The sequence below is a fragment of the Acinetobacter sp. 25-47-122 genome, from assembly GCF_056779695.1.
Genome location: NZ_JBWYIJ010000001.1, coordinates 311,996 through 337,430, shown reverse-complemented (window position 1 = coordinate 337,430; position 25,435 = coordinate 311,996). Strand labels below are relative to the sequence as shown.

The following is a 25,435-nucleotide window of genomic DNA, read 5'->3' as shown; positions in this document are numbered from 1 at the left end:
ATCCTTATAGAACCATAAATGCAGCACTGGTTTTTGCCACTAACTTTCCATGCTGCCAAGCTTCACTCTCAAGGCTTAAAATTTTACGTCCTTCTTTAATGAACCACGCTTTTGCCAATACTTCACCAACTTCACATGGTCTGAAGAAATCAATTGTTAAATTAATTGTGGCAGCTGGTTTTTCTGTTTGATTTAAGGCAGCTAAAATTCCCATTGCATCATCAAGCATGGCGCAGATCATGCCTCCTTCAACACTTCCCCTAGGATTGGTAAAACTTTCAAGAGCAATATATTGAACTGAAATTACTCGCTTTTCCTTGTCCCACTGAAGTTGATGACCACCCAATAAATGATGAATAGGGGGTAAATTAGATAAAACTTGTTCGTCCATTGAAAAGTACTCCTTTTAATATTTATTTCACTGCAAATGCATCATAGATCACGGCTTTTCCGAGACGCATTGCGCTTCCAACTGCAATTGTCTGATTTAACCATGCATATTTTTCTGAGCTAGTTTCAAACTGCATGGTTAATTTGAAGTAATACTGAGTGGGATTAACATCTTCGCCACGACTTAATTGTTCTAGTACTTGTGGTGAAGCATGGCGATAACCTTTAGTTTGTAAATAAATCAGAGCACCATCATCAGTTTCTAATAAATAGCGCGTATCTATATATGCCAAACCTTTGCTATCGACCTTTTGCCAATCTGCACCATTGTTAAGAATACGCCCCTTCAAACTTGGTCCAGAAAAAGTTCCTCCAGTGATTGGGATTATGCGTCTTTGCCCTAAATCTGAAGTTTTACCTAATTCCCAAACTGGGGCTGTGAGTTCAACATTGAATGTCGCAAGGGGTTCAAGTTTTATGGGTTGTGGTGAATATTGGGTATTTGCCAAACTTAATGCACTGGTGGTATAGACCAATAAGCCGATTAAATATTTCATACTTATTATCCTTAGAGAGGGTAGGGTTCCTCAGTGAAGAACCCTTTTGTTATTATTTAAATTTCCACGTGTAATCAATATTGATACGAGTTTCATTGGCTGGCTTAATATTGGCGGTAATTGGCATATCATTATCGTAGATCGCGTAACGCGCGCGTAAACCTAAATTTTTTAGTGGACCATTTTGAACTGTGTAAGCCAGATCAAAATCCAATTCATCTTCCGAAAAATCTGTACCACCCAACTGTGGTGCGTAAATATTGCTACCATGGGTATAGCGGGTCATAAAACGAAGACCTGGAATATAGTCTTTAAAATCGTATTCATAACGCAGGCTATAAACACGCTCTTTCGCATTCAAAAACTCACCAGTCCAAGTATCAATTGCTAGTCCAGTTTCTCCTCCAGTTAAGTACGGAAAAGCAGTATCTCCAAAGTGGTGAAATGTAGAAAAGATAAACTTATGGTTTTGGTGTTGAAGTTCTGAATGGCTATGAAGTAAATTATTGTCAACTAAACCCGCTTTAGCAGTCCCATCTTCATCGCTAATGTAGTAACGCAACTGTGTTGTAAAAGTGGATTGATTTGAGATTGGATATTTATAGGTTATGCCTAACAACGATTGGCGATATAAGTCGTTAACATCCATATGAAATGCAGTCAACCGCAATGGATTATGAGTCAAGTCATAATGTCCACCTAAGTAATACAAATAATCTGTTTCTTCAGAAATATAACGACCATTTACTCCAGAGATCTTTATAGCTTCATAATTTGTAGAATCACGTTGATTGACTTCATCAATATAGGATGCTTGGAGATCCAGACCTTGAATATCTTTAGATTGAACTGCAACACCTCGATACGTTTGAGGTAAAAGTCGCGCTGGAGAGCCGACTAAAACAGGAGTCATGGGTTGAAGAGTCCCTATACGTACCTCGGTTTCAGAAACTTTAGCTTTTAAAGTGACTCCAACTTCACCATATTGATCTGCAGGCTCATTGGTTGCCAAGGAACGAATTAAGTTTCCTGTACCTCCATATTTAGCATCAGCATCCAGTTTAAAACCTGCGGTCGCTAATAGATCTAAACCAAAACCAATCGTTCCATCGGTGAATCCAGATTGCGCTTTAAAGATAAATCCTTGTGTCCAGTCTCTTAATGCGGGGTATCTATTCTCAACTTTAAAGTCACGGTCAAAGTAGAAGTTACGTGCAGTTAATTCGACTTTACTTTGGTCGATAAAATTATTTGCAAATGCTGGAGCGGTACATAATAGAAGTGGTGTGATCCATAATTTTTTCATCTTTATTTCATCCTGAAATAGTATTAATACATAGAGGTAATCTTTGTGTTATTTTCCTAAAAGTTCTCTTGCAACGATTTCTTTCATAATTTCATTGGTTCCCCCATAAATTTTTTGAACACGTGCATCGACATAAAATCGAGATATTGGATATTCCCGCATGTATCCATATCCCCCGAACAATTGCAGAAGTTGATCAATGACTTCACATTGGGTATCAGTGATGAAGCATTTCAATGCCGCAACTTCGCTTACATCCAATACTCCCTGTTGATAAAGCGACTTACATTTTTCGACAAAGGCTTCGGCTGCTAGAGTTTTAATTTTGGCTTGAGCGATTACAAAACGAGTATTTTGAAATTGTGCAATTGATTGTCCAAAAGCTTTACGTTCGAGGACATATTCTTGAGTAATTTCTAAAGCACCTTGCAAAGCGCCTAATGCCATGAGAGAAATACTCAAACGCTCACGTGGAAGTTCTTGCATGAGATAGCTAAAGCCTTGACCTTCCTGACCTAATAATTGGTCTTTAGGAACTCTGACTTGGTCAAAAAATAATTCGGCAGTGTCTTGAGATTGAAGTCCAATTTTTTTTAGACCACGACCTTTTTTTACTCCATCTAAATGAGCATCCACCAATAAAATCGAAATACCTTTAGCTCTTGCTTGAGGATCAGTTTTAGCAACTAAAACTATGAGATCTGCATGTTGACCATTCGATATAAACGTTTTTGAGCCATTTACCACATAATGATCGCCATCTAATAAGGCTTGAGTGCGGATGGCTTGTAGGTCTGAACCTGCATTGGCTTCAGTCATTGCAATAGCTGTAACAACTTCACCGGATACCATTTTAGGTAACCAATATTGTTTTTGATCTTCACTTCCAATATTCTGGATATAGGGTGAAACAAGTTCACTCTGACCACCGATTGCAACGGCTAACGCAGAGAAGCCCGCTCGAGCCGTTTCTTGAACGATCATTTGTGAATAATATATCGGTGCGCCGTAACCTCCATATTGTTCAGGCACATCGACGCATAAAAATCCATTTTGTCCAAGTTGATCCCAAACTTGTCGAGGCATGAGTCCTTGCTCTTCCCATGACTCATAATATGGGGCGACAAACTCTGCTAGGAAGCGTCGATAATTGTCCCGAAACAGCTCAAAATCACTATCTTTCTGCATAGCGTTATCCTAATTTTGAATGCAACTGTCTAAGCAGCGTTTGACTAAACGCTGCTGAATAAAAAAGTTGAGTTAATTTCTAAGGGTTGGAATGCGAATAATGAGTGGATTATTGATGTTTTTTTCGTATAACTCTTCCACCATTGCTATGCGACGTTTCAAGATACCACTTTGATTGAGATTGCCTTTATCAGTGGTTTCTCCTGCATCAAGAAGTGGAGGTTCAATCATGAGGTAAAGCATTGAAACAGTGTTTGAACTACCTGTCGCATCTTTGTTGAAATCAATTAAAAACTGCTTGAACCATTGTTGAACTTTAGGGTGTAGAAGCACCTCTTTAGCACCAACTAGACTTAAATCTAATCCTGCATACTCAGCGCAATCTGCAATTTTGGGAAATATTAAAAATCCAATCGCACTTAAATTAGAACCGGTGATACATACATCTTGAATAAGTCGATTACCTGTAATGAGAACTTTATTGCGTAAAGTTCCAACATTGACAAAGGTACCTGTATTCAACTTAAAATCTTCAGCTATACGGCCATCATACATGAGTCCTTGACTTGGATCGGATGGATCCACTAACTTCACAGCATCCCCGGTGCGGTAAAAGCCTTCATCATCAAAGATGTCAGCTTGTTGTTCTATAGGTAGACGCCAGTAATGTTTCATGACATTTTTACCACGAACACAAAACTCAAGTTTGTCACCATAAGGCACTAACTTCACTTCACAACCTGGAGCTGGATATCCAATGAACCCAGCCATTACTTTGGGACCAGTTGTAAACACACATGATGGTGCAGTCTCAGTCATCCCCAAACCGCTCATGATACGAATACGTTCTCCACAGTGTGACTGCGCGATTTGGTCAAGTCTGTTCCAACCAGCTTCTGATAGTGCAGCACCAGCAAAAAACAAAATTTTAACTCGACTAAAAAATTTTTCGCGTAACTCAGCATCTCGTTCAAGAGCTACGGTTATTTCTTCCCATCCTTTAGGAACGTTTAAATACACAGTAGGTGCAATTTCCTTAAGATTCCTGATGGTTTCTTCCATCTTTCCTGGAACTGGCTTGCCGTCATCAATATAAATTGTGCCGCCGTTATATAATGCGATTCCTACATTATGACTGCCACCAAAAGTATGATGCCATGCTAACCAATCAACTAATACTGGGGGGGTCTCTTCAAACTCAGGGAAGGTCTGAAGCAGCATCTGTTGATTGGTACATAGCATTAGATGCGTTGTAGGTACCGCTTTCGGCATTTTAGTTGAGCCAGATGTAAATAGAAATTTCGCTATTTGATGTTCATCAATGGTCTCATAATGATCTTTAATATCACTAATTTCAGAGGAGAGGAATGAAGAGAAAGCAAGGCAATTTTTCTCACCAAATTTTCCAGAATTCGTAACTATCACAATATCATCTGTATCGCAGCAATGTTCAATCGCTTTAGCAAAAGCTTGACCATCATTAGCAAAAACCAAACCTGGTGTTAGAACATCAAACACATGTTTGAGCTTGCCAAAATCTTTAGAAATAAGTGAATAGGCAGGAGAAATTGCAGAGAATGGAATTCCTGCAAGCATTGCTCCCATTGACAAAGTAAGATGCTCTAGATCATTTCCAGATAGAATGACAATAGGACGTTCAGTTGAAAGATGTGAATATTGTTTCAAACTTTGTGCAATACGCCATGCTCGATCTAATGTTTCTGCGTATGTAAGCTTAATCCATTCATCATCATGACCACGTTTTGCTGCGAATACACGATCGGGATGTGTTTGAGCATATTGAATTAAACGGTCAGTAATTTTTTGTGGGTATGGTTTAAGTTGTTCTTTTGGGGAAATATACAAAGTGCCATTTTTAGATTGAAACTCAATCTCGTGACTGCCTAATTTAACAAATCGCTCAGGATATTTATGCGTATGAACCGTCATATTCGACATTGTTTTCACTCCATGTATTTTTAGCTATTCTTTTCCAACGAAAAGAGCTGACTTCATGTCAACTCTTTGAAATATTCGTTAAATAGGGTAGTGACGAGTTTTGGTTTGCATGGTGATCCAACGCAGCTCAGTGAACTCTGCAACTGAGACTTTACTCCCAAATCGTCCATAACCACTTTGTTTCACGCCACCAAAAGGCATTTGCGCTTCATCATGAACGGTAGCACCATTAATATGACAAATACCTGATTCGATACGTTTAGCAACATCTAGAGCTAGGGATAAATCTTGACTAAAAACTGCTGCAGATAATCCAAATTCTGAGTCATTTGCTAAATCGATTGCTTCATCAACAGTTTTAAAACGTTGAACGGTGCACACAGGACCAAAAGACTCTTCGGCATAAATCTGCATATCTTTTGTGACGTCAACTACGATAGTAGGTTGCATCATAGCACCATCAATGCTTAAACCTAGTGGTAAATATGCACCTTTTTCACGTGCATCTTCAATTAAATTTTTGATTCTTGTTGCAGCTTTTAAACTTTCTAGAACGCCCAGGGGTTCTTGACTCTCAAGTGGATTTCCTGCTCTGATATTCTGAACTTTATTGATCAATTTTTCGATGAATTGGTCTGCAATTTTTTCATCCACAAGAACACGCTCTGTCGACATACAGATCTGTCCCTGATTGAAAAAAGCGCCGAAACTGATGGCATTAACGGCTTCGTCCAGGTCCGCTTGCTCCAATACAATGACCGGTGCTTTGCCACCAAGTTCCAGCAACACTGGTTTGAGGTATTTCGCTGCAGTTTGTGCAATTATTCGTCCTACATGCGTTGAACCTGTAAAATTAATTCTTTTAGTCAATGGATGACTGATTAAACGCTCTACAATCTGTGGAGCATCTTGCGGAGCATGAGTAATGACATTGACAACACCATCGCCAATACCTGCTTCATGAAGTACTTCCCCAATTAATCGATGTGTTGCAGGGCAAGCTTCAGATGCTTTAAGTACGACTGTATTCCCACAAGCCAGAGGCATCGCTAAGGCACGAGTGGCTAAGATAACAGGAGCATTCCACGGCGCCATACCAACGATGACACCACATGGAACGCGAACACCCATAGCGATATTGCCAGGAACATCTGATGGAATAATATTTCCATCAATTTGTGTAGTCATGGCTGCCGCTTCTCTCAGCATATTGGCAGCAAGATGGACATTAAAGCCATACCACGTCGCAGTTGAACCTATTTCATGTATTGCAGTTTGAATAAACTGTTCAGTTTTTTGATCCATCAAATCTGCAGCTTTAAGCAATTTTAAACGTCGGTCTGTTGGTGATAGAACAGACCAAGTTTTGAATGCTTCATGCGCTGACTCAATTGCACGATCAACATCGCTTAAAGTCGCTGCTGCACTCGTTGATGCGATTGAGCCATTAATTGGACTGATTCTTTGAAAAGTTTGTCCTGAACTTGCTGCAACAGATTGGCCGTGAATAAGTAACTGTACGTTTTGCATGGTGAATGTTTCCTTACATGTCCATCATGACGAAAAAAGTAGATTCTGCTTAAGCAGGACGTTTATAAGTTTGAAGACCTGGTTTGATTGTTTTGTCATCCAAGAATTGCTTCATACCTTGTGCACGACCACCTTCATCATCACGGTAGTTGCATTGATCCAGTTTGGCGTATAAGTAATCTTCGTTTTGCTCCCAAGTCAGCTCACGACAGCGCTTAAAACCATTCTTCGCTGTACGCAGTACAACTGGATTCTTTTCAAGCAAATTATTTGCCAATTCAGTTACTTCTGCACGTAATTGAGCAAGTGGAACACTCTTGTTCACTAAGCCCATATTTGCAGCTTCAACACCAGAGAAGGTTTTGCCTGTCATGATGTAGTACATAGAAGCACGATGACCGACTGTATCAGCCATAGCTTTGCTCACTAAGTTACCTGGAGGAATTCCCCAATTCACTTCAGACAAGCCAAATGTAGCTTCATCTGCTGCAATGGCTAGATCACATGCGACTAGTGGTGAGAATCCACCACCGAAGCACCAGCCGTTTACCATTGCAATCGTTGGTTTTGAATAAAAACGAAGTAAATGCCATTGCCAACGTGATGCATCACGACGAATTCGCTCTTGGAAAATTTCTGGCTGGCTGTCAACCTCACGGAAGTACTCTTTCAAGTCCATACCTGCTGTCCAAGAATCCCCAGCACCAGTGAGTACCAAAACACCTGCTTCTGGATCGAGTTCAAGCGTTTCAAGTACATCAATCATTTCTTTATTTAAGGTTGGACTCATCGCATTTTTCTTTTCTGGGCGATTTAAAGTGACCCAAGCAATGCCAGCTTCAACTTTTACATCTACAGTGGACCAGCGATTTTGATAAGACATGATAAGCTCCTTAGTGTTTGTTTTATGTCCTGTTGGAATTAAGATAATATCAGTTAAACTTACATACAAGTGTTTTTTTGAATTTTTTATAAAATTTTTATAATCTATTGATATTTAATAAAATAATATTTTAAATGAATTTTATTTAAAAAAAAATATTGATTATTTTATAAGTTTAGGTGATATTTTTTGAGTTGCCTGGACGGAGGCAATACATAGGATGTGTATTTTTTTAAAAGTATTTTAAAAGCTCTAAAAGGGACAATAAAAAATGGAACAAAGTGTAAGTAGTAAGACTAAAGCTACGCTTACACTCGTACTGTGTTTCGCTATCGCTGTATTTGAAGGTTTCGATCTTCAATCAATGGGCGTAGCAGCACCACGGATGCGAGCAGAGTTTGGCTTAGATAATACTCAAATGGCATGGGCATTTAGCGCGGCAATCTTGGGTACTTTACCTGGTGCATTATTAGGAGGTCGTTTCGCTGATAAAATTGGGCGTAAGGCAGTTCTATTGACCAGTATTTTAATTTTTGGAGTGATGTCAGTTCTAACGGCATATGCTTCTGATTATACACTGCTTTTAATCATTCGTTTCTTAACTGGCTTAGGGATGGGTGGCGCTTTACCAATGATGATCACCATGGCATCTGAGGCAGTATCAGAGAAACATAAAGGCATTGCAGTCAGTATTATGTATAGCGGTATTCCATTTGGTGGAATGTTGACATCATTCGTGGCAATGGGTTTAGCTGGTGATGCGCAATGGAGACATATCTTCTACATTGGTGGCTTCGCTCCAATTCTTTTAATCCCTTTGCTAATGAAGTATTTGCCGGAGTCTAAAGACTATTTAACAGCGACGAAGAATAAAACTTCTACCCCATTCTTTGAAGTGTTGTTTGCAAAAGAACGGCGTTTTTCCACGATTCAAATTTGGATCAGTTTTTTCTTTACGTTAGTTGTTTTATATTTTTTACTCAACTGGTTGCCACTATTGATGGGTGCACAAGGTTTAGGAAAAACAGAAGCGAACTATGTTCAAATTGGTTACAACATCGGTGGTATCTTCGGGTCGATTCTCATGGGAACTTTACTTGATAAGATTCGCATGAGTACTGTAATTAAATTTATATATATTGGCATCTTGTTATCACTGTGCTGTCTTGCAATCTCTCCAACTGTTGCTTTACTTGTATTGTCTGCTGTGGGTTGTGGTCTATTTATTGTAGGTGGCCAATCAGCGCTCTATGGATTGGCAGCGATGTTCTATCCAACAGAAATGCGTGGCACGGGTGTAGGCGCTGCAGTCGCAGTAGGGCGTATAGGATCTTTTGCAGGGCCCCTATTTGCTGGCATGCTACTGTCGTTAGGTTCTAGTTCAGCAATGGTCATTGGTGCAAGTATTCCCCTGATTTTATTTGCAGCTGTTGCGGCATTAATGCTTGTACGCAAGCCACGAGCAGAGCAGTCTGATGCTGTTCTAAATATAACTACACGTTAAACATATGTTAAAAGTATGATTACGACAGTAGTCATACTTTTGTTCATCTATTAAGGAATATAAAATGTCAGAAGTTAATCATTCGATTCCGACACTGAGCTATATAATTGCAAGGGTTGATCGTATTGTGAGTAAACTTTTAACTGAACGTTTAAAAGACTTAGATATCACCTTATCTCAGTTTACAGCATTGTCAGTTATCGCTGCGAAAGGCAATCTATCTAATGCAAAACTTGCAGAACGTTCATTTATTAAACCGCAATCTACCAATAAAATTCTACAAGATTTACAAAACCAGGATTGGATCAGTAGAGCTTCAGATCCCTCACATGGACGAAGAATTTTAATTAATGTAACGCCTAAAGGATTTGAAAAACTCGAACAATGTCGAAACATTGTTAATGAGATAGAACAAAAAATGTTAGATGGGGTAGATATCCATTTAGCTTATTTAATTCGAAACAATCTAGAGTTAATGGCAACCAATCTTCAAAAAATAAATATTGATGATACGAACTCATAATCACCTCAGTTATCAAAAATAGAATAGTGAATTTCCGGCCTAAAAGAGTCCTTTAAGTCAACAGAGATTGATATTCCAAATCTGACTCGTTAGGATCAATCATGATCAAAAAAATTGAGTAGTTATATGTCTTCAGGGCAGCAAGTGTTAATTGAACTTCGAAAAATGATTATTTCTGGGGAGATTGCAGGAGGTTCTCGTTTGGCTGAAATTCCGACTGCTGAAATGCTAGGTGTATCTCGTCAACCTATTCGAATGGCTTTTCGGCTTTTAGAGCAAGAAGGCTTACTCGTTAAAAATCCAACTCGAGGCTATACTGTTCGAGAAATTTCATCCAAATTAGTTCATGATGCGTTGCATGTACGTGGCGTTTTAGAAGGTCTTGCTGCAAAAACGCTTGCTGAAAAAGGCATGACGTTAGATCAACATCAAACACTTTTGAATTGTATTACGCAAATTGATTCCATATTCAATAAACCAGAATTAACAAGCGATGATTTAGAAACCTACCATCATTACAACACTATTTTTCACAATACTATTATTCAAGGCTCGGATAATGTCGCAATTGTGCAAGCACTCAGTAAAAACAATCAGTTACCTATGGCATCTGCACAAGCACTGACTTATGATAAAAATAATGCGCTGTCTGAAATTCGTCGTTTGCAATATGCGCATATCCAACACTGCTCAATATTCAATGCATTAAAGCAACAAGACTCAGCACGCGCTGAAAGTTTAATGCGTGAGCATAGTCATGTGGTTACTTTAGGGGAGACTATGCGTTCAATATTTCATACAGATGGGTCTATATAAAAAACCCTTCAATTAATGAAGGGCTACACTTGAAAATCTATCGATCCAAATTAAACATCAATGATAATTCGTTGAGATTTGGCTCTTGAGCAACAAGGTGTGAATTGATCATTTGCAGCTTGTTCCTCTTCAGTTAAATACATATCTCTGTGATCAATTTCACCTTCAACTACATTTACTAAGCAAGTGCCACAAATACCTTGTTCACAAGATAAAGGGATACAGATTCCAGCATGTTCTAAAGCTTGTGCTGCAGATTGATCAGCTGCGACATGAATACGTTGCCCTGTTTTTAAAATCTCAATTTCAAAACTCCCATCTTGACTGGTATCAATATCTTGTGCGCTGAAATGCTCTTTATGTACTTGATGACTAGGCCAAGAGAGCGTATCTGCGGTATGGATCACATAGTTCATAAAACCATCTGGGCCACATACATAAATATGATGATCGATATGAGGAGAGGCAAAGACTGTATTCAAAAGAATATGTGTTTCAGGTTCATCATCAATATGGATGTGGACGGAATCTCCTAGAGCCTCTAAATCTTGTTGGAATGCAATAGAAGCTCTCGTTTTCACAAAATACAGTAATTGGAAGGGCTGATTATTGCGTTTAAGCTCTTTAGCCATTGCTAAGATAGGAGTGATACCGATTCCACCTGCACACAAATATGCATATTCTGTCTCAGGAACCAAGGCAAACAAATTTCGTGGTTCACTAATCTTGAGCTGCTGACCCTCACGAAGTTGTTCATGAATAAATTTAGAACCACCACGTGATAAAGGATCATTCAGGACACCAATGACGTAACGGTGCTGCTCTGAACTACAATTTGCCAAAGAATACTGTCTAATTAATTGATTACCTAAGTGCACATCAATATGTGCACCGGCTTGAAAAGCTGGTAATAATTCACCATGGGTGTTTACCAGTTCGAAAGATAAAATGTGTTCATTATGACGATAAATCTTCTGAATAGTCACATCCATGTGAGTATCACTCCTTGGTAAAATGAAAAACTGATAAAATGTGGGTTTACTTTAAACAACATTCAAAGTTGTAATTTTCTGCTCATCATTCGTTTGCTCTAAGCTGATCAAGCGGTCTATTACTTTTCGAGATTGAACACCGCCTGCATCAATATTCAGCATCAGCAATTTACGATCAGGATGTCTCAATAAATTCTGTTGCTGTTGTTCAAGCATATCTAAATCTTCCGAGAAAATTTTGCCCTGTCCCTCACGAATTTGGTTAGTTAATTCGATGTTGTCAGGTTGGAAGTGTCGAGCCATTCCCCAGAAATACCAGTGAGACGTTTCCGTTTCAGGGGTAATAAAATCTACAACGATTGAAGACACTTTTTTATTTTCCGGTGCGTTGTAACCACCATGTCCTGCGTGGGCAACACCAACTTCAATATGAACATTGCTAGGTGCATGAAAGTGACAAATTTGCCAACGGTCTACTAGAACATCTGCAGCGAGATTATTACCTTTTAGAGCCATTTGCCAAAATGGAGGTGCATAAATGTTTTCCATATGACGTTCAGTCACAACGTGGTCACCATCAACACGAGTGGTTGGTGCAGCTTCATCGATTTCTTTTTGACCAATGCTGTTTGCATGAACATATGTTTCATGGGTGAGATCCATTAAGTTATCAATCATCAAGCGGTAATCACAGTTGATGTGGAATAGTCCACCACCATAGGCCCATTCTGGATTTTCAGCCCACTCTAAAGTTGGGAGTTGATCTTCACTTACAAGCGATTGGTCTCCTGGCCATACCCAAATAAAGCCAAATTTTTCAATTGCGCGATAGCTTTTATTGCAAGGAAAGCCACGTACACGTTGCCCAGGCATTGAAACCGTTTTGCCGTCACATCCCATCACTAACCCATGATAACCACAGACCAGTTGACCATCTTCAACAAAGCCTAATGACAAAGGTGCACCGCGATGTGGGCAAAAATCTTCAACGGCATGTATTTGGTTTTCTTTTCCACGATAAAAAACCATTTTTTCACCGCAAATTTGTCTTCCTAGAGGCTTATCTTGTACTTCTTCAGGTCGTGCCGCCACATACCAAGCATTTTTTACAAACATGAGTTGATCTCCTTATCAATTGGATCCAATAATTCTATTTTTTAGATAGAAAGTCAATAATAATCTTTAAAAATAAATATTTTGGATCCATTTTTGAGAGAGCATTTAAATAATAATTATTTTTGAGCAAAAATGATGGCAAATCACCATCCAAGAATATGGCGAAATTGATTCATTGTCAGAGAGGGCACGAGGGTTAATTTATTAAACAAAAAATGCTTAAACTTGATCGATTATTGGGATTTAATTTTTAGCTTCATTAGAAAATTAAAATTGACCTAATTTTTTCATTTGACGACGACGTCTCGTGAGCCCCAAGATTTCTTGGCGATCTTGAATTTCTTGAGCAGAATAAGGAAGCGTCTGTTGCAATGCTTCGAGTTGAAGATGACTGTTTTCAATGAGGAAGCAATCATGCTCAACTGGCCATGCACTGGTAATGGGTTTGCGTTTACGGGAATAGTTCATGGTTAAATTATAAAATTTGAGAAAAGAATAGTGTAGATGCGTATCAAGTTAAACGACAAAAAATGTCGTAATGATTTAGAACACTAAGATTTTAAACCCTATTTTAATGAGAATCTTTCAACGTACTTTTAAGTCATATTAATTGAATAAAATTACCTAGATTTACACGGTTTACATAACATGTGGATTTTGAAATGAGTTGTTACGTTTCGTGCCATCCCTCTACTGGTTTTTAAGTTAATATTTTAAAAGTTAAAACTTAATAACACCAAGAAAATTAACAATAAAAATAAAGAAATAATCATTTCTGTAATGAACGATTCAATGAATAATCATCGGAATGAGTAAAAAATATGATGCTAATCGTGGTGTGTTTTGCTTTGGTCAGTTGCTATGCCGTATGGCGACTATTATTACAACCTAAATTGATTATGGGGAATACGCAGAGGCACTTTGATTTAACAAAACTCCTCAAGCCTACTGATCTCAGCCAGCCGGCGCGCTTGGTGTATGATACGGATTCTGTCGAAGATATTCGTATGTTTGATGAGGTTGCAAAATTACTGTTTGAGAAACGTGTAAATCATCGTGATATCAAGTTTGCTCAGCAAATTCAATATGAGTTTTTGAACAAGATGCCATCACGAACTTTATGTCAGATCAATCAATTTGATTTAGGTGAGTGGTCGATTTTATGGGAATATCGTAATCAATCCCTTGAATACTATGTGAGTCAATATGGCATCATGTATCGACATACTGACGCACAAGGGGTAGAGCATCAATCTGACTTTATTCAGTAATTTAGAATTTAATCATCAACTAAATTGAGATAATTTTGGAGCATGTCATCCCAAATTTTTTCTGCGCCTTTTTTGAAATATCCCATGTGTCCAATTGCAGGCATTTGATACTGTTTGGCTGTGATATCAATGTAGCGCATATCAGCAGAACGATAATGTTGCATAAAGGCTTGCCTCGAATTTGGGAGAGCCCAATCATCATCTAATGCTGAAACAGCATAAATTTTGGTTTTAACACTTGCATATTGTGCTTTTAAATCTTGTTGCTCGGGGTCAGCGAAAAAATATAACGGATTTTTGCACCAACGACGCCACTGTTGATATACCCCTAAAGGCAGATCAGAGCCCATATTGAATTTACTCCAAGGTAAATAACCTGTGACTGCGACAATGGGTGGAAACACAATACTCCACATCACGGATACTTTGAATCTTTCTTTGAACGGCATATATCCTGCCCAACCTGCACCTGTACCGTAGCAACACATGGCACTGACTTGATGATGATTAGGGGTAAGTCCCAAGGCTTGACCACCATAAGAGTGTGCAGTCACAAATAAGGGGAAAGTATCGCTAGAAAAGTATTCAATGGCACCAGCGAGATCAAGTTTCCCCCAATCCAAATAACTCATTTTAAAACCTTTGAGTTGTGCTGGAGATGATGCCCCCACACCACGATAATCAAAGGTTAGCACTTCAAAACCACGTTCTGCAGCATACTCTGCAAATCTGCGATAAAAAGGTTGGGGAACCGCTGTCGCTGAAGCCACAATAATACGTGCAACAGTCTTCACACCAGATGATAGGTAGCGAGTGCCGGTGAGCATATAGTTATCTAAGGCAGGAAACTGAACTTGAGTTTTATTGATGCTTCTTGGCATCTGGTTCACATTTGGAATAGCTTGCATGTCTATATTTCCCGATATTGAACTATTGACCTTTAAAGCGAGGTTGACGTTTTTCGCTCATTGCTCGCATACCTTCGACTGCATCTTCAGATTGTATTAGTGGAAGAAGATGAGTCTTTAACTGATTAAAAGCGTACTGCTCATCATGTGAAATCGCTTCGTGAGCAGCCGTCAAGGTGGCTTGAACAGCGAGTGGAGCAGCTGAAGCGATGGATTCGGCGAGTTCAATAGCACGGTCAAGCGGATCTTGTTCTGTTACTTCGGTAATTAAATGAAGTCGATATGCAGTTGCAGCATCAAAAAAATCCCCCGTCAATAAGTAGCGCATTGCATTAGACCAACCTGCAGTTTTAACGAAGCGTGAAGTTGCTCCGCCAAAGGGGAGGATGCCACGTTGCACTTCAAGTTGAGTAAATTGGGTATTTTGATGGGCAATACAGATATCGGCATTCAACATCAATTCTATTCCAGCAGTAAAACAATACCCCTTCACAGCGACAACGACTGGTTTTTTTCGTTTACGACCAGTCGTGCCCCATGGGTTAATCAGATTCATATCTTCCGAAAATATACCATCTGACATACGCGGCTGAAGCTCAACCAGATCTAATCCTGCCGTGAAGTGCTCTCCATGTGCATAAATCACAGCACAGCGTAAATCGGACTGGTCTTCATAGGTGGTAAGTGCTTGTGAAAGTTCATCAATCATATGACTGTCGAATGCATTGCGCTTCGCAGCACGGTTTAAACCAATCAGCATCAGATGATTACGAATTTCAATAGTTATTCTGGTCATTTGAGTTGTATTCATCATTATTATTTTCCATTGAGGATATTCTATTTTTAGAGGAGTTTAATGGTTAGGTCAAAACTGTGCAGTTCAAATTGAACAGCGCTAAGTCGTGTTCGTTAAGAATCATGTATGGTGCCATTCAATATACGTTAGGATAGACGTATTGAATAAACCACGATCATTTTAAGTAGTGTATGAGCCTTTTAGAAATTATTTCAGTATTGATGAGTGTATTGGGTGTAACCCTCACGATTCGTCGTAATATATGGTGTTGGCCTGTGAATCTCGTGGCTTATGGCTTATATGCAAAGTTATTTTATGACTATCAACTCTATGGTGAAACGATATTGCAATGCGTGTTTATCGGTTTAGGACTGTATGGTTGGTGGATATGGAAAGCTCAGTTTAAACAACAAGAGCAACTTGCCATCAATCGTATTCAAGGGTTGAGAATTATCAAACATGTGTTTTTTACGATGTTGGCAGGATTTATTTTTGGTTTAGGTCTGGATTATTTTACGGATGCTTCCATTCCTTATTTAGATGCTCAATTGGCAAGTTTAAGTCTGCTCATTACATATTGGACGTCTAAACGATATTTGGAAATTTGGCCTGCTTGGATCGCGGTGGATATCATCTATGTGATGATGTTTATGTATAAAGATCTATACTTGACGGCTGGTCTTTATGGCGCATTTATTGTTTTAGCCTTATTAGGTTATCTTCAGTGGAAGAAAAAATATCAAGTTCAACAGCAAACCGTCTACTCACTCTGAAAAATTTACATCCTTGGACATTGATTTGAATGATTCGATCTGCAAAATAAAGCAGATCGACGTAACAATGAAATTGAATTTAACCAGTAGACTTTAAATGTATGATTATCCACTTTTGGGAAGCTCGATTTCTGCAATTTGTAAAATCATTACAACAGCATCCTCATCGTTATCTTAACTTTGAATCCGTTGCCGATTTTTATCAAAGTCAGTGGTTAAAAACGCTTCCTCCTCATACTGAATATTTTTGTACTGGATTAGACGATGGTGCAGAGCAATTTGATATTTTGATTCAATATTTGCATCATCAAGTCAGTATTCACATTGCACAAGAAATTAAAGTTATTTATCGAGAACTCGATCTCTAAGAGTTAGGAGTGTGCTTAGCAATTTTTAGCTGAGTCAAATTAAAATGCTTGAGCGTATCCTTAGCTGGATTTAAGCAAAAAAAGCTTTAAAAAAAAATAGAATAAATGGTAAAAAAACCTTGATAAATCCTAATCTTAAGGTTAGATTGTGATAATAAGTGCAATTATAATAAAAAATATGTGATTTTATTCACTATATTTTGTAGGGGTGAAATAGATTTAATGATTACAGAGTTAAATGAAAATATAGTTTATTTTGATGAGCTGTTTCAATTGAGTTAGTTCATTATGTTAAGACTATTCAATCGAATTTTTCGCCCCTATACACTTCATTCATTTATGAATCAAAGTGTGTTGATGAATTGGAGTAACTTAAATAAATGTATTCTGGTCATGGTATTGGGCGGGCTTGCACATATCACCTGGATTACATGGTATTTATTTTCATTTCATCATCCTGCATTACATCATTGGCTCAATCCTGATTATTATTATTTTCACCTATCACGGATGTTGCTGTGCTGTGTATTACAGTTTTTGCTGATCATTCCTTGTGTCATATGGCGTCATAAAGAATGGGTGAGACAATATTTACCTTACTTTATTATTTTGGTATTTTCCGTAAGCTTTATTTATGGTGGCTATTCGGTTGGTATCAGTAGTCCTGCTACCGTTGCGGGATTTATCAGTATTTTAACAGTTGGTCTGGTTTTATTTGAACGCAAGATTGTATATCTGCTTTTTTTACCAGTCACTGTATATATGCTCATTGCAATTGTCAGTAGTGCATTGGGTTACATGACCTACGCACCGGTCTTTAGTGATCAGCTCAATTATTCAGTCATGGTATTTAATGAATTCTGGGTTTATTCACAACTTTATTTTTACGTGCCTATTTTTTTTGCGACTTTTGTATTGTTTGAGATTTTGTTGACGCAATGGAGAAATCGAGAAAAACAAATTAATTTAATGAGTCAAATGGACCCGCTTACGGGGATTTATAACCGTCGAAAAATAGGTTTAGAACTCAATGAAATTCAATTACAAGAACGAAAATTTGCTCTCATTCTGTTAGATCTTGATCATTTTAAGAGTATTAATGATAACTATGGTCATGATATCGGAGACAACGTCTTAAAGCGTGTTGCCAATGTACTACGTCAAAATATACGTGATACAGATATTGTCGGGCGATTTGGTGGTGAAGAGTTTGTGATGCTGTTGCAGAATAAAAACCTCAGAGCTGCGATGGAGGTCGCAGAGCGGTGTCGCAAAGAAATTGAAAATGAGCTCTTTTATATCGATGAACGTACGACGATCAGAGTGACAGCAAGCTTTGGTATAGCCATTTCTGAATTTAATTTAAATAAAGAAGCGGTGATTCGTCATGCAGATCAAGCATTATATCTGGCAAAAAAACGTGGTCGTAATCAGGTTAGACACTACTACGAACTTCAGGATGCTGATGTCATACAAAAAAGTGAAACTTGAGCCGTAAAATTATCAGGTCACAAATTCGTCATTTAAATCAGTTTTACTTCATCTTGAAATGCTTTAAGATTGGTTGACTATTAATCAAATATTTGATTTAAAATTTAAAAAATTATGAAGATCAAATTCTTATCATAATTGAGATGAACGTATTATGACGATACTACCCGTTGCTCAAAAAGGTGAAGTGATCCTTGAATTGGTTGCATCGCCGGTAAGTGAACTTGAGTTTAGTAGTAGCTGGTTAACGCATCTGGTTGAAGCAATGAATTTTACGATGCAACAGCGCAATGGTGTCGGTATTGCTGCACCACAAGTTTATGTCTCTAAAAGGATTATTATCGTCGCTTCAAAACCCAATATACGGTATCCCGATGCGCCTGAGATGGAGCCTATTTACATGATTAATCCTGAAATATTGGAGCGTTCTGATCATGTTGTTTTAGGAGAAGAGGGATGTTTAAGTGTAGAGAATCGACGTGCGGAAGTAGCTCGAGCTTCATCAATCCGTGTCCGTTATCGTAATATGCAAGGACAGGAAATTACTGAGACTTTTTCAGGATTCCCTGCACGAATTATTCAACACGAAATTGACCATCTTGATGGGATCTTGTTTGTAGAGCGAGTTCACGCTGCTTAAAAAGACAATATAAAAGATAAAAGGACAGAATGAAGTTAATCAGGAAGATTCAACATATGATTAAGCGATTGTATCGTATGGCCAATACGTACATCCTTGATCCTCAAAATATGCTGATCAATTGGAGTGATTTTAAAAAGGGACGGCTTATCCTCTTTTTTGGAATTCTAAGCCAACTTGAGGTCGCTCGCTGGTTAATTGTGGCTTTTTATACCCCTGAAAAAGCACAGTGGTTAAATCCTGACTATTTTGAATTACGTGTTACCCAATTGTTGGTGACCTCCGTGATTTATCTTGTCCTGTTTTGGAGTTGTTTCAAGTTTCAGCATATCGCTAAGTTTCAAACCTTCATTGCTTACTTTGCCCCTAGTTTCTTTGGAATGACCATGATTTATTCAGGGTATTCGATTGGAATTTATAGCCCTGCAACGATGGCAGGGTTCATCAGTATTGTATTGGTCGGGTTGGTATTTTATAGCCGTAAAATTATTTATGGGATTGCAATTCCAATTACGATATACACGTTATTAACGTGTTACTTGACGCATATCGATCGAATTCGTTATGCACCTATGTTTAGTGATGAGTTGAATAAAAGTATCGTTTACCAAAATGATTTTTGGGTCATGAGCATGGTACAGCTCTACGTGCCTATTTTACTTATGAGTGTTTTATTCTTTGAGATTTTACTCACTCAATGGCGCAGTCGTGAAAAACAATTCGAAACCAGCAGTAAATTTGATGCGCTGACGAACGTTTATAACCGTCGTCAGATCAATGAAGTGTTATCACATTTTCAGCAGGATCGTGCTGATTATGCTGTGATCTTATTGGATTTGGATCATTTTAAACAAATTAATGATCAATATGGTCATGCAGCAGGAGATGAAGTCCTGAAACAGGTGGCGACGCGTTTGGAATATCATGTTCGTATTGGTGATACGGTTGGACGTTATGGCGGTGAAGAATTTATATTAATTCTGGACAATCTCAGTCGTGATCAAGCGGTTGATATCGCAGAACGTTGCCGTAACGCGATTGCACAGCAGCCGATTGTGCTGGATGATGGAACCTCGTTAAATGTGACGGCAAGCTTTGGTATTGCACTATCCCATGAGTTATCTGATCAAGACGTCATTACGCATTGTGCAGATCACGCTTTATATATTGCCAAAGAAAGCGGACGAAATCAGGTACAGTTATATCAGCCAGCTTAGTTGAATGATTAAATTTCGGTTTTGGTACTACTAACTATAGAGAAACATACGCTTAGGTTTTTTTTATAGCAATGCTTTTGTTTTGGTCAGTGATCATCAAATTCATACCATAAATTGATCTGAACGATAAAGCAGTCTTTTTAATGCTTAAAGCGCATTGACATGATCGCTGAATACATCCAAATTTTAATAAAAATAAATATGAATATTCGATAATACAATTAGATGATGACTCGAGAGAATGAAGTACAACAACAGCGCAGTTTATTGCAAGCTATCAAATATGTCTTGTTAGAATCTGATCGTTCTATTATTAACTGGTCCAACTTTAATAAAGGGATTCTGTTACTTATATTTGGGCTGTTGATGCTCATTGGTCATTGGTTGTGGTACTACCTAACTTTCAATTCAGAATATCAAATTTGGTTAGATCCAGAATATTATCCTCATCGGACATTGACCACATGTTTACAAGTGATTTTGACCACGTGTTTTCTGATAATCGCTTTAATGCTTCGAAAAAATGCTACTGCTCGCCGAATCTTGGGCTATTTAATCCCCTTATTTTATGGATTGCTTGTCATTTTTTCGGGATACACGGTTGGGATTTATAGTCCTGCGGTGATGGCGGGAACGGTCAATATTGTATTAATTGGTTTTGTGTTATATGAACAGCGCATCATCTATAGCGTCTCTTTTATTATTGCTTGTATTATCGTGTGGTTGGCAGTACTGACGGCCAATGGTCAACTGACTTATGCACCATTATTTAGTGATGCACTGAATCAATCTAATTTGTATGCCAATCCTTTTTGGCTGAAAAGTATGGCGGTACTATATTTACCCATACTGTTGTGCTCAGCAGTTTTTTTTGAGTTGATCTTGTCACAGTGGAGACGACGGGAGCGTAAGATTGAAATACTAAGTCAGAAAGATGCGTTAACCAACCTCTATAACCGTCGTTACATCAATCAGTTTACTAGTAAGTTAATTCAACAAAATCGCAGCTTTGCTTTCATCCTCTTAGATCTCGATTTCTTCAAGCAGATTAATGACAATTATGGTCATGATGTTGGTGATCTTGTACTTAAACGTATTGCTCTCGTTTTAAAACAGCAAACACGAGAAGAGGATATAGTGGGACGACTCGGTGGTGAAGAGTTTGTTCTAGTACTTAAAGATGGTGATATCGACGAAGCATTAATCATCGCAGAACGCTGCCGTCGAACGATCGAAAGTGAAAAAATTGAGATTAGCCCAGCGACTTTTATTCAAGTGACCGCAAGCTTTGGCGTGGCGATGTCACAAAATTTACCATATCTACCCACAGACGAAGTAAAGCAAAGGATTTATAGTGCAGCGGATAGAGCACTATATATTGCAAAGCAAAATGGCCGTAATCAAGTCAAATGTGACACGATATCGACAGCTGAATTTAACATTTGAGATCTTATTTTGGGTCTCCATTGATCACCAAGAGAATAAAAATGAAGACACCTATACCTGATTATCTTGCCCATGTATTGGACCAATGTCATGCGAATACCGAAGGAGCATTGGCTGACTATATTCCAGAACTGGCAGCTGCCAATCCAAATCGTATCGCTTTAGCACTTTCAACCATTGATGGTACGATTTATTCTTCAGGGGATGATGAGGTTGAGTTCACGATTCAATCAATGTCTAAACCATTTGCTTATGCGTTAGCGATTCAAGAACATGGTTTGGCTCAGGTATTAGAAAAAGTTGGTGTTGAACCTTCGGGGGAAGCATTTAATCAAATCTCATTAGAAAAAGAACGATCGATTCCCAAGAACCCAATGATTAACTCGGGTGCGATTACGACACATTCTTTATTACCTCATAAAAAGACTGTTTCTCGTGCAGAACATTTACGACGTTTCTTAAGTGAACTGTGTGGGCGTGAATTAACCTTTGATGAGCAAGTCTATCAATCTGAACTCAAAACAGCATTTCGTAATCTTTCGATTGGATATATGTTGCGTACCGTCGGCGTGCTAGAAGAAGACCCAGAGCATATTGTTCATGGTTATATTCTACAGTGTGCGATTAAAGTCACCGTGAAAGATTTAGCGCGAATGGGCAGTGTATTAGCGAATGGCGGAAAAGACCCTGTTACGGGAAAATGTATTTTAGATCGTCAGGTATGTCGTCAGGTACTTAGTGTCATGATGACGTGTGGTATGTACGATGCAGCTGGAGATTGGTTGACCACCGTTGGTATTCCTGCCAAAAGTGGTGTGGCAGGGGGGATCATTGGTGTCTTGCCAGGTCAGGTTGGAATTGCGGTTTTTTCGCCTAAATTAGACAGCCACGGCAATAGTGTTCGAGGTGTGGAAATCTTTGAACGTCTATCAAGTGATATGGGATTACATTTAATGGAGGGAACCCCTTCAGCACAAACCATTATCCAAAGTCGCCGTGAGTATGATGATGGCATGGTGGTGTATGAGCTACGTGGTGTCTTGCAATTTACAGAGACTGAAATGTTCTTGCGTGAGTTACAGAATGAGCCTGTAGGTAAAAATAAAGTAGTGCTTGATCTTACACATCTGACCTTAATCCATGATGTCGGTGCTCGAATGTTATTTGAAGGTGTGAAACGTCTACAGGATGATGGTCACAAAGTGGTGGTCTTAGATGCGGAATCATTGTTATCGGAACAACAAAGTAAAGGACACAAACGCGTCATTGTCCAACAGCATTTGCATGATTATTTAAAGTGATCAGCAAAGATGATGCACTTTAAGATGCGTGTATAATATTGAAAATTGTATACCGTTTTTTGGGAATGTTATGAAGTCTGAAGTCCAGCAAGGAAAAATTAAAATTTATCATGCCGATAAAGGTTTTGGTTTTATTGGTGGTGCAGGTGAGGATATTTTTTTCCACATTTCTGACTTTCCTGCAGATGAAGGTGAGCCAAAACGCAATGACCGAGTCAAATTTCAGGTTGTTGAAAATCAAGGTAAATTAAAAGCAGTCAAAATTCAACGTGTAGCTGACCAGTCAGCGAAAGCGAAGAAGTCTCGTGTGGCATCACATAATCAGGCGATTACCAGCGCATTATTATCAAGTTTTAAAAAATAAAAAGCAAAAAAAGCCCTGAATCATCAGGGCTTTTTTGTAGAACAGATCAATCATTCATGTCATGTTTAGATGTTATTTTAGATGATCGGCAATATCGGTAAAAATCACACCTAAACCATATGCACCTGCATCAGGATAGCCTAAGCTACGATCCCCGACAGTACCTGCACGACCCATACGTGCAACAATCTCTTTGGTCGATTCTGCGCCTTGAACAGCAGCTTGAGCACCTAAGATAAAGTTTTCCTTAAAGCTTTTGTCGGTGTTGTTTGACCATGAATCTGCGCATGGCACTAAAGCATCGATCAACGTTTTATCACCGACAACAGCGCCACGTCCAAATGAACGTTCGCCTGTAGTTTGAATACCTTTTACTGCGGCTTGCAGCATATCGGCAAAATCCACCACGCTTAACGTGGTTTTACCTTGAATGGCTTTACTTGCGGCACGGAATGCAGAACCCCAGATGGGACCCGAAGCACCGCCACAATGTTCCATAATGATCATGGAGCTATTGAGCAAGAATTCATCCATCTGCTGTGCTTGGATCAAGCTTTGCCATTCTTTCTTGAGTTGTTTAAAGCCTTTAGCCACACTCATGCCGAAGTCGCCGTCACCTGCGTGCGCGTCTAACTCACAAAATAGCACTTCATTTTTAATAATACAGGCAGCCATGACATCGACCACATAGCGCATGTTTTCAATGGTAAATTGCTCATTTTGAATTTCAGCATGTTCTGCTGCAGTTTCAACTTGGCTGTTGCCTTGATGTTGGGTAGCCGTATCTTTTATCGCAAACTCAATGGCTAAAGCAGGTGAACCATCAAGTTTAAAGGCAGGGGTGTTGGCTTCAGCATCTAAGTATGTTTTGAGTTCATCATCCAATTCAAGTAATGAAATGGATGCACCATTCATGTCGATACTGGTCATGTAGTTGCCGACAAAAGTACGGTAAATTTTGATGCCCTTATGTGCAAGGTGTTCACATACATCATGATTAAACAGATACAGTTCTTGCATTGGGGTAGAACCAAAGCCATTGATCAATACTGCAACTTCTTTCATGTCTGGACGATCTAAAAACAGGTCATCGACCATACGTTGTGCCAGTTCTTTTGCTGGCAAGATTTTTTCACGACGGATGCCTGGTTCACCATGAATACCGACGCCGTATTCCATTTCATCATCGGCAAGGGTAAAAGTTGGTGTACCTTTGGCGGGAACAGTACATGAGCTATAGGCAAAACCTAAACTGATGACATTGGCTGCGGCTTTCTGTGCCACCGCTTTAACTTCACTCAGCTCTAAGCCTTTTGATGCGGCAGCCCCTGCAATTTTATGTACAAAGACTGTGCCTGCCACACCACGACGACCGACAGTATAGAGGCTGTCTTTCACCGCTATATCATCTGCAACTTTCACAAAGTCGACTTGAATCCCGTCTTCAGTGGCTAAAGCTGCACCATTCTGGAAATTCATCATATCGCCAGAATAGTTTTTGATGATCATCAACACGCCTTTGTCGGTTGCGACGTGTTGTAATGCTTTATAGACCTGAATTTGTGACGGTGATGCAAAGACATCGCCACACACAGCAGCGTCTAACATGCCTTGACCTACAAAGCCCGCATGTGCAGGTTCGTGACCGCTACCGCCACCACTGATGAGAGCAACATTATTATGTTTTTCTTTTCTTGAAATAATTTTATGTGACTCAGTAAATGCGAGTTCAGGGTGAGCAAGGACAAAGCCTTTGCACATGTCGACAACCAAGTTTTCAGGGTGGTTGATGAGTTTTTTCATGGAAATATCAAACTTTTGGTAATTTCATTAATAAGTTTTAATTATTCACTAAACTTGAAATATTTGCTGATCTAAAAATGTTAAAACGGATGATTTGGGGGGGGCTATTTTCACCTCTCCCTAACCCTCTCCTAGAAGGAGAGGGTATTTTCTTTATCGAATTTATAGTGGTTTTAACTTCACAATGAATGCTCCGTCTCCTATTGGGATGTGAAGCAATGCTTCGCAAGGGGGGAGGGGAGTCAAGAAAATCAATTTAGGTTATTAAGTATTCAAAAAATTAAGTTATATTA

The 25,435-nt window shown here is 38.9% G+C and carries 25 protein-coding genes; 12 read left to right on the top strand and 13 right to left on the bottom strand.

Features of this window, described 5'->3' with window-relative positions; all coding sequences use genetic code 11:
- Positions 1-4: 4 nt before the first annotated feature.
- From AC1M9P_RS01495 to AC1M9P_RS01465, 7 genes are all read right to left on the bottom strand, one after another.
- Positions 5-391: a PaaI family thioesterase gene (locus tag AC1M9P_RS01495; RefSeq protein WP_481586547.1), complete on the bottom strand. Its 387-nt coding sequence runs from the start codon at positions 389-391 to the stop codon at positions 5-7.
- Between the two features lie 22 nt (positions 392-413).
- Entirely contained in the window at positions 414-947 is a 534-nt protein-coding gene (locus AC1M9P_RS01490) for a DUF3237 domain-containing protein (protein WP_481586546.1), read from the bottom strand.
- A gap of 52 nt (positions 948-999) precedes the next feature.
- Positions 1,000-2,253 (bottom strand): OprD family outer membrane porin, encoded by a 1,254-nt coding sequence (locus tag AC1M9P_RS01485; RefSeq protein ID WP_481586545.1) that lies wholly within the window; start codon positions 2,251-2,253, stop codon positions 1,000-1,002.
- 48 nt (positions 2,254-2,301) lie between these two features.
- Entirely contained in the window at positions 2,302-3,441 is a 1,140-nt protein-coding gene (locus tag AC1M9P_RS01480) for an acyl-CoA dehydrogenase family protein (protein ID WP_035270077.1), read from the bottom strand.
- 72 nt (positions 3,442-3,513) lie between these two features.
- Positions 3,514-5,391: a feruloyl-CoA synthase gene (locus AC1M9P_RS01475; protein WP_481586555.1), complete on the bottom strand. Its 1,878-nt coding sequence runs from the start codon at positions 5,389-5,391 to the stop codon at positions 3,514-3,516.
- Positions 5,392-5,478: 87 nt separating this feature from the next.
- Positions 5,479-6,930 carry an aldehyde dehydrogenase gene (locus tag AC1M9P_RS01470; RefSeq protein WP_481586544.1) on the bottom strand — a complete coding sequence of 484 codons (1,452 nt, stop codon included), beginning with the start codon at positions 6,928-6,930 and terminating at the stop codon, positions 5,479-5,481.
- A 49-nt stretch (positions 6,931-6,979) separates the two neighbouring features.
- Positions 6,980-7,813, bottom strand: a complete 834-nt coding sequence (locus tag AC1M9P_RS01465; protein ID WP_035270071.1) for a p-hydroxycinnamoyl CoA hydratase/lyase — start codon at positions 7,811-7,813, stop codon at positions 6,980-6,982.
- Positions 7,814-8,084: 271 nt separating this feature from the next.
- On the opposite strand from AC1M9P_RS01465, the gene mhpT reads away from it, so the two are divergent.
- From mhpT to AC1M9P_RS01450, 3 genes are all read left to right on the top strand, one after another.
- Positions 8,085-9,317 (top strand): 3-(3-hydroxy-phenyl)propionate transporter MhpT, encoded by a 1,233-nt coding sequence (mhpT, locus tag AC1M9P_RS01460; protein ID WP_092766908.1) that lies wholly within the window; start codon positions 8,085-8,087, stop codon positions 9,315-9,317.
- A 64-nt stretch (positions 9,318-9,381) separates the two neighbouring features.
- The gene (locus AC1M9P_RS01455) at positions 9,382-9,840 is read left to right on the top strand and encodes a MarR family winged helix-turn-helix transcriptional regulator (RefSeq protein WP_092766907.1); all 459 of its coding nucleotides are present in this window, start codon (positions 9,382-9,384) and stop codon (positions 9,838-9,840) included.
- Positions 9,841-9,966: 126 nt separating this feature from the next.
- The gene (locus AC1M9P_RS01450; RefSeq protein WP_035269117.1) at positions 9,967-10,656 is read left to right on the top strand and encodes a GntR family transcriptional regulator; all 690 of its coding nucleotides are present in this window, start codon (positions 9,967-9,969) and stop codon (positions 10,654-10,656) included.
- Between the two features lie 50 nt (positions 10,657-10,706).
- Here the strand turns inward: AC1M9P_RS01450 and AC1M9P_RS01445 are convergent, their stop codons facing one another.
- The 3 genes from AC1M9P_RS01445 to AC1M9P_RS01435 all read right to left on the bottom strand — a co-directional run bounded on the left by AC1M9P_RS01445 (position 10,707) and on the right by AC1M9P_RS01435 (position 13,232).
- A complete protein-coding gene (locus AC1M9P_RS01445) occupies positions 10,707-11,648 on the bottom strand; it encodes a PDR/VanB family oxidoreductase (RefSeq protein ID WP_481586543.1) in 942 nt (313 codons plus the stop codon).
- A gap of 51 nt (positions 11,649-11,699) precedes the next feature.
- A complete protein-coding gene (locus tag AC1M9P_RS01440; protein WP_481586542.1) occupies positions 11,700-12,764 on the bottom strand; it encodes an aromatic ring-hydroxylating dioxygenase subunit alpha in 1,065 nt (354 codons plus the stop codon).
- A gap of 267 nt (positions 12,765-13,031) precedes the next feature.
- Complete coding sequence (locus tag AC1M9P_RS01435) at positions 13,032-13,232, bottom strand: hypothetical protein (RefSeq protein WP_035269110.1); 201 nt, start codon at positions 13,230-13,232, stop codon at positions 13,032-13,034.
- A 353-nt stretch (positions 13,233-13,585) separates the two neighbouring features.
- On the opposite strand from AC1M9P_RS01435, the gene AC1M9P_RS01430 reads away from it, so the two are divergent.
- A complete protein-coding gene (locus AC1M9P_RS01430; RefSeq protein ID WP_051586611.1) occupies positions 13,586-14,035 on the top strand; it encodes a hypothetical protein in 450 nt (149 codons plus the stop codon).
- Positions 14,036-14,043: 8 nt separating this feature from the next.
- Here AC1M9P_RS01430 and AC1M9P_RS01425 read toward each other — a convergent pair whose 3' ends face one another.
- Positions 14,044-14,943, bottom strand: coding sequence for an alpha/beta hydrolase family protein (locus tag AC1M9P_RS01425; RefSeq protein ID WP_092766904.1), 900 nt, complete (start codon positions 14,941-14,943; stop codon positions 14,044-14,046).
- 22 nt (positions 14,944-14,965) lie between these two features.
- Positions 14,966-15,757 (bottom strand): crotonase/enoyl-CoA hydratase family protein, encoded by a 792-nt coding sequence (locus tag AC1M9P_RS01420; RefSeq protein ID WP_481586541.1) that lies wholly within the window; start codon positions 15,755-15,757, stop codon positions 14,966-14,968.
- 173 nt (positions 15,758-15,930) lie between these two features.
- Here AC1M9P_RS01420 and pnuC point away from each other — a divergent pair, with 173 nt between their 5' ends.
- From pnuC to AC1M9P_RS01380, 8 genes are all read left to right on the top strand, one after another.
- On the top strand, positions 15,931-16,512 hold the full coding sequence (gene pnuC, locus AC1M9P_RS01415) for a nicotinamide riboside transporter PnuC (RefSeq protein ID WP_481586540.1): 582 nt from the start codon (positions 15,931-15,933) through the stop codon (positions 16,510-16,512).
- A 101-nt stretch (positions 16,513-16,613) separates the two neighbouring features.
- Positions 16,614-16,880 carry a hypothetical protein gene (locus AC1M9P_RS01410; RefSeq protein WP_092766902.1) on the top strand — a complete coding sequence of 89 codons (267 nt, stop codon included), beginning with the start codon at positions 16,614-16,616 and terminating at the stop codon, positions 16,878-16,880.
- Between the two features lie 357 nt (positions 16,881-17,237).
- Entirely contained in the window at positions 17,238-18,371 is a 1,134-nt protein-coding gene (locus AC1M9P_RS01405) for a GGDEF domain-containing protein (RefSeq protein ID WP_481586539.1), read from the top strand.
- 151 nt (positions 18,372-18,522) lie between these two features.
- On the top strand, positions 18,523-19,011 hold the full coding sequence (gene def, locus AC1M9P_RS01400) for a peptide deformylase (RefSeq protein ID WP_481586554.1): 489 nt from the start codon (positions 18,523-18,525) through the stop codon (positions 19,009-19,011).
- Between the two features lie 56 nt (positions 19,012-19,067).
- A complete protein-coding gene (locus AC1M9P_RS01395; protein ID WP_171076794.1) occupies positions 19,068-20,228 on the top strand; it encodes a GGDEF domain-containing protein in 1,161 nt (386 codons plus the stop codon).
- A 225-nt stretch (positions 20,229-20,453) separates the two neighbouring features.
- Positions 20,454-21,674 carry a GGDEF domain-containing protein gene (locus AC1M9P_RS01390; protein ID WP_481586538.1) on the top strand — a complete coding sequence of 407 codons (1,221 nt, stop codon included), beginning with the start codon at positions 20,454-20,456 and terminating at the stop codon, positions 21,672-21,674.
- 41 nt (positions 21,675-21,715) lie between these two features.
- Positions 21,716-22,975: a glutaminase gene (locus tag AC1M9P_RS01385; protein WP_481586537.1), complete on the top strand. Its 1,260-nt coding sequence runs from the start codon at positions 21,716-21,718 to the stop codon at positions 22,973-22,975.
- A 70-nt stretch (positions 22,976-23,045) separates the two neighbouring features.
- The gene (locus tag AC1M9P_RS01380; RefSeq protein WP_481586536.1) at positions 23,046-23,339 is read left to right on the top strand and encodes a cold shock domain-containing protein; all 294 of its coding nucleotides are present in this window, start codon (positions 23,046-23,048) and stop codon (positions 23,337-23,339) included.
- 72 nt (positions 23,340-23,411) lie between these two features.
- On the opposite strand, the gene dhaK is transcribed toward AC1M9P_RS01380, so the two are convergent.
- Positions 23,412-25,142 carry a dihydroxyacetone kinase subunit DhaK gene (gene dhaK / locus AC1M9P_RS01375; RefSeq protein ID WP_481586535.1) on the bottom strand — a complete coding sequence of 577 codons (1,731 nt, stop codon included), beginning with the start codon at positions 25,140-25,142 and terminating at the stop codon, positions 23,412-23,414.
- Positions 25,143-25,435 lie beyond the last annotated feature (293 nt).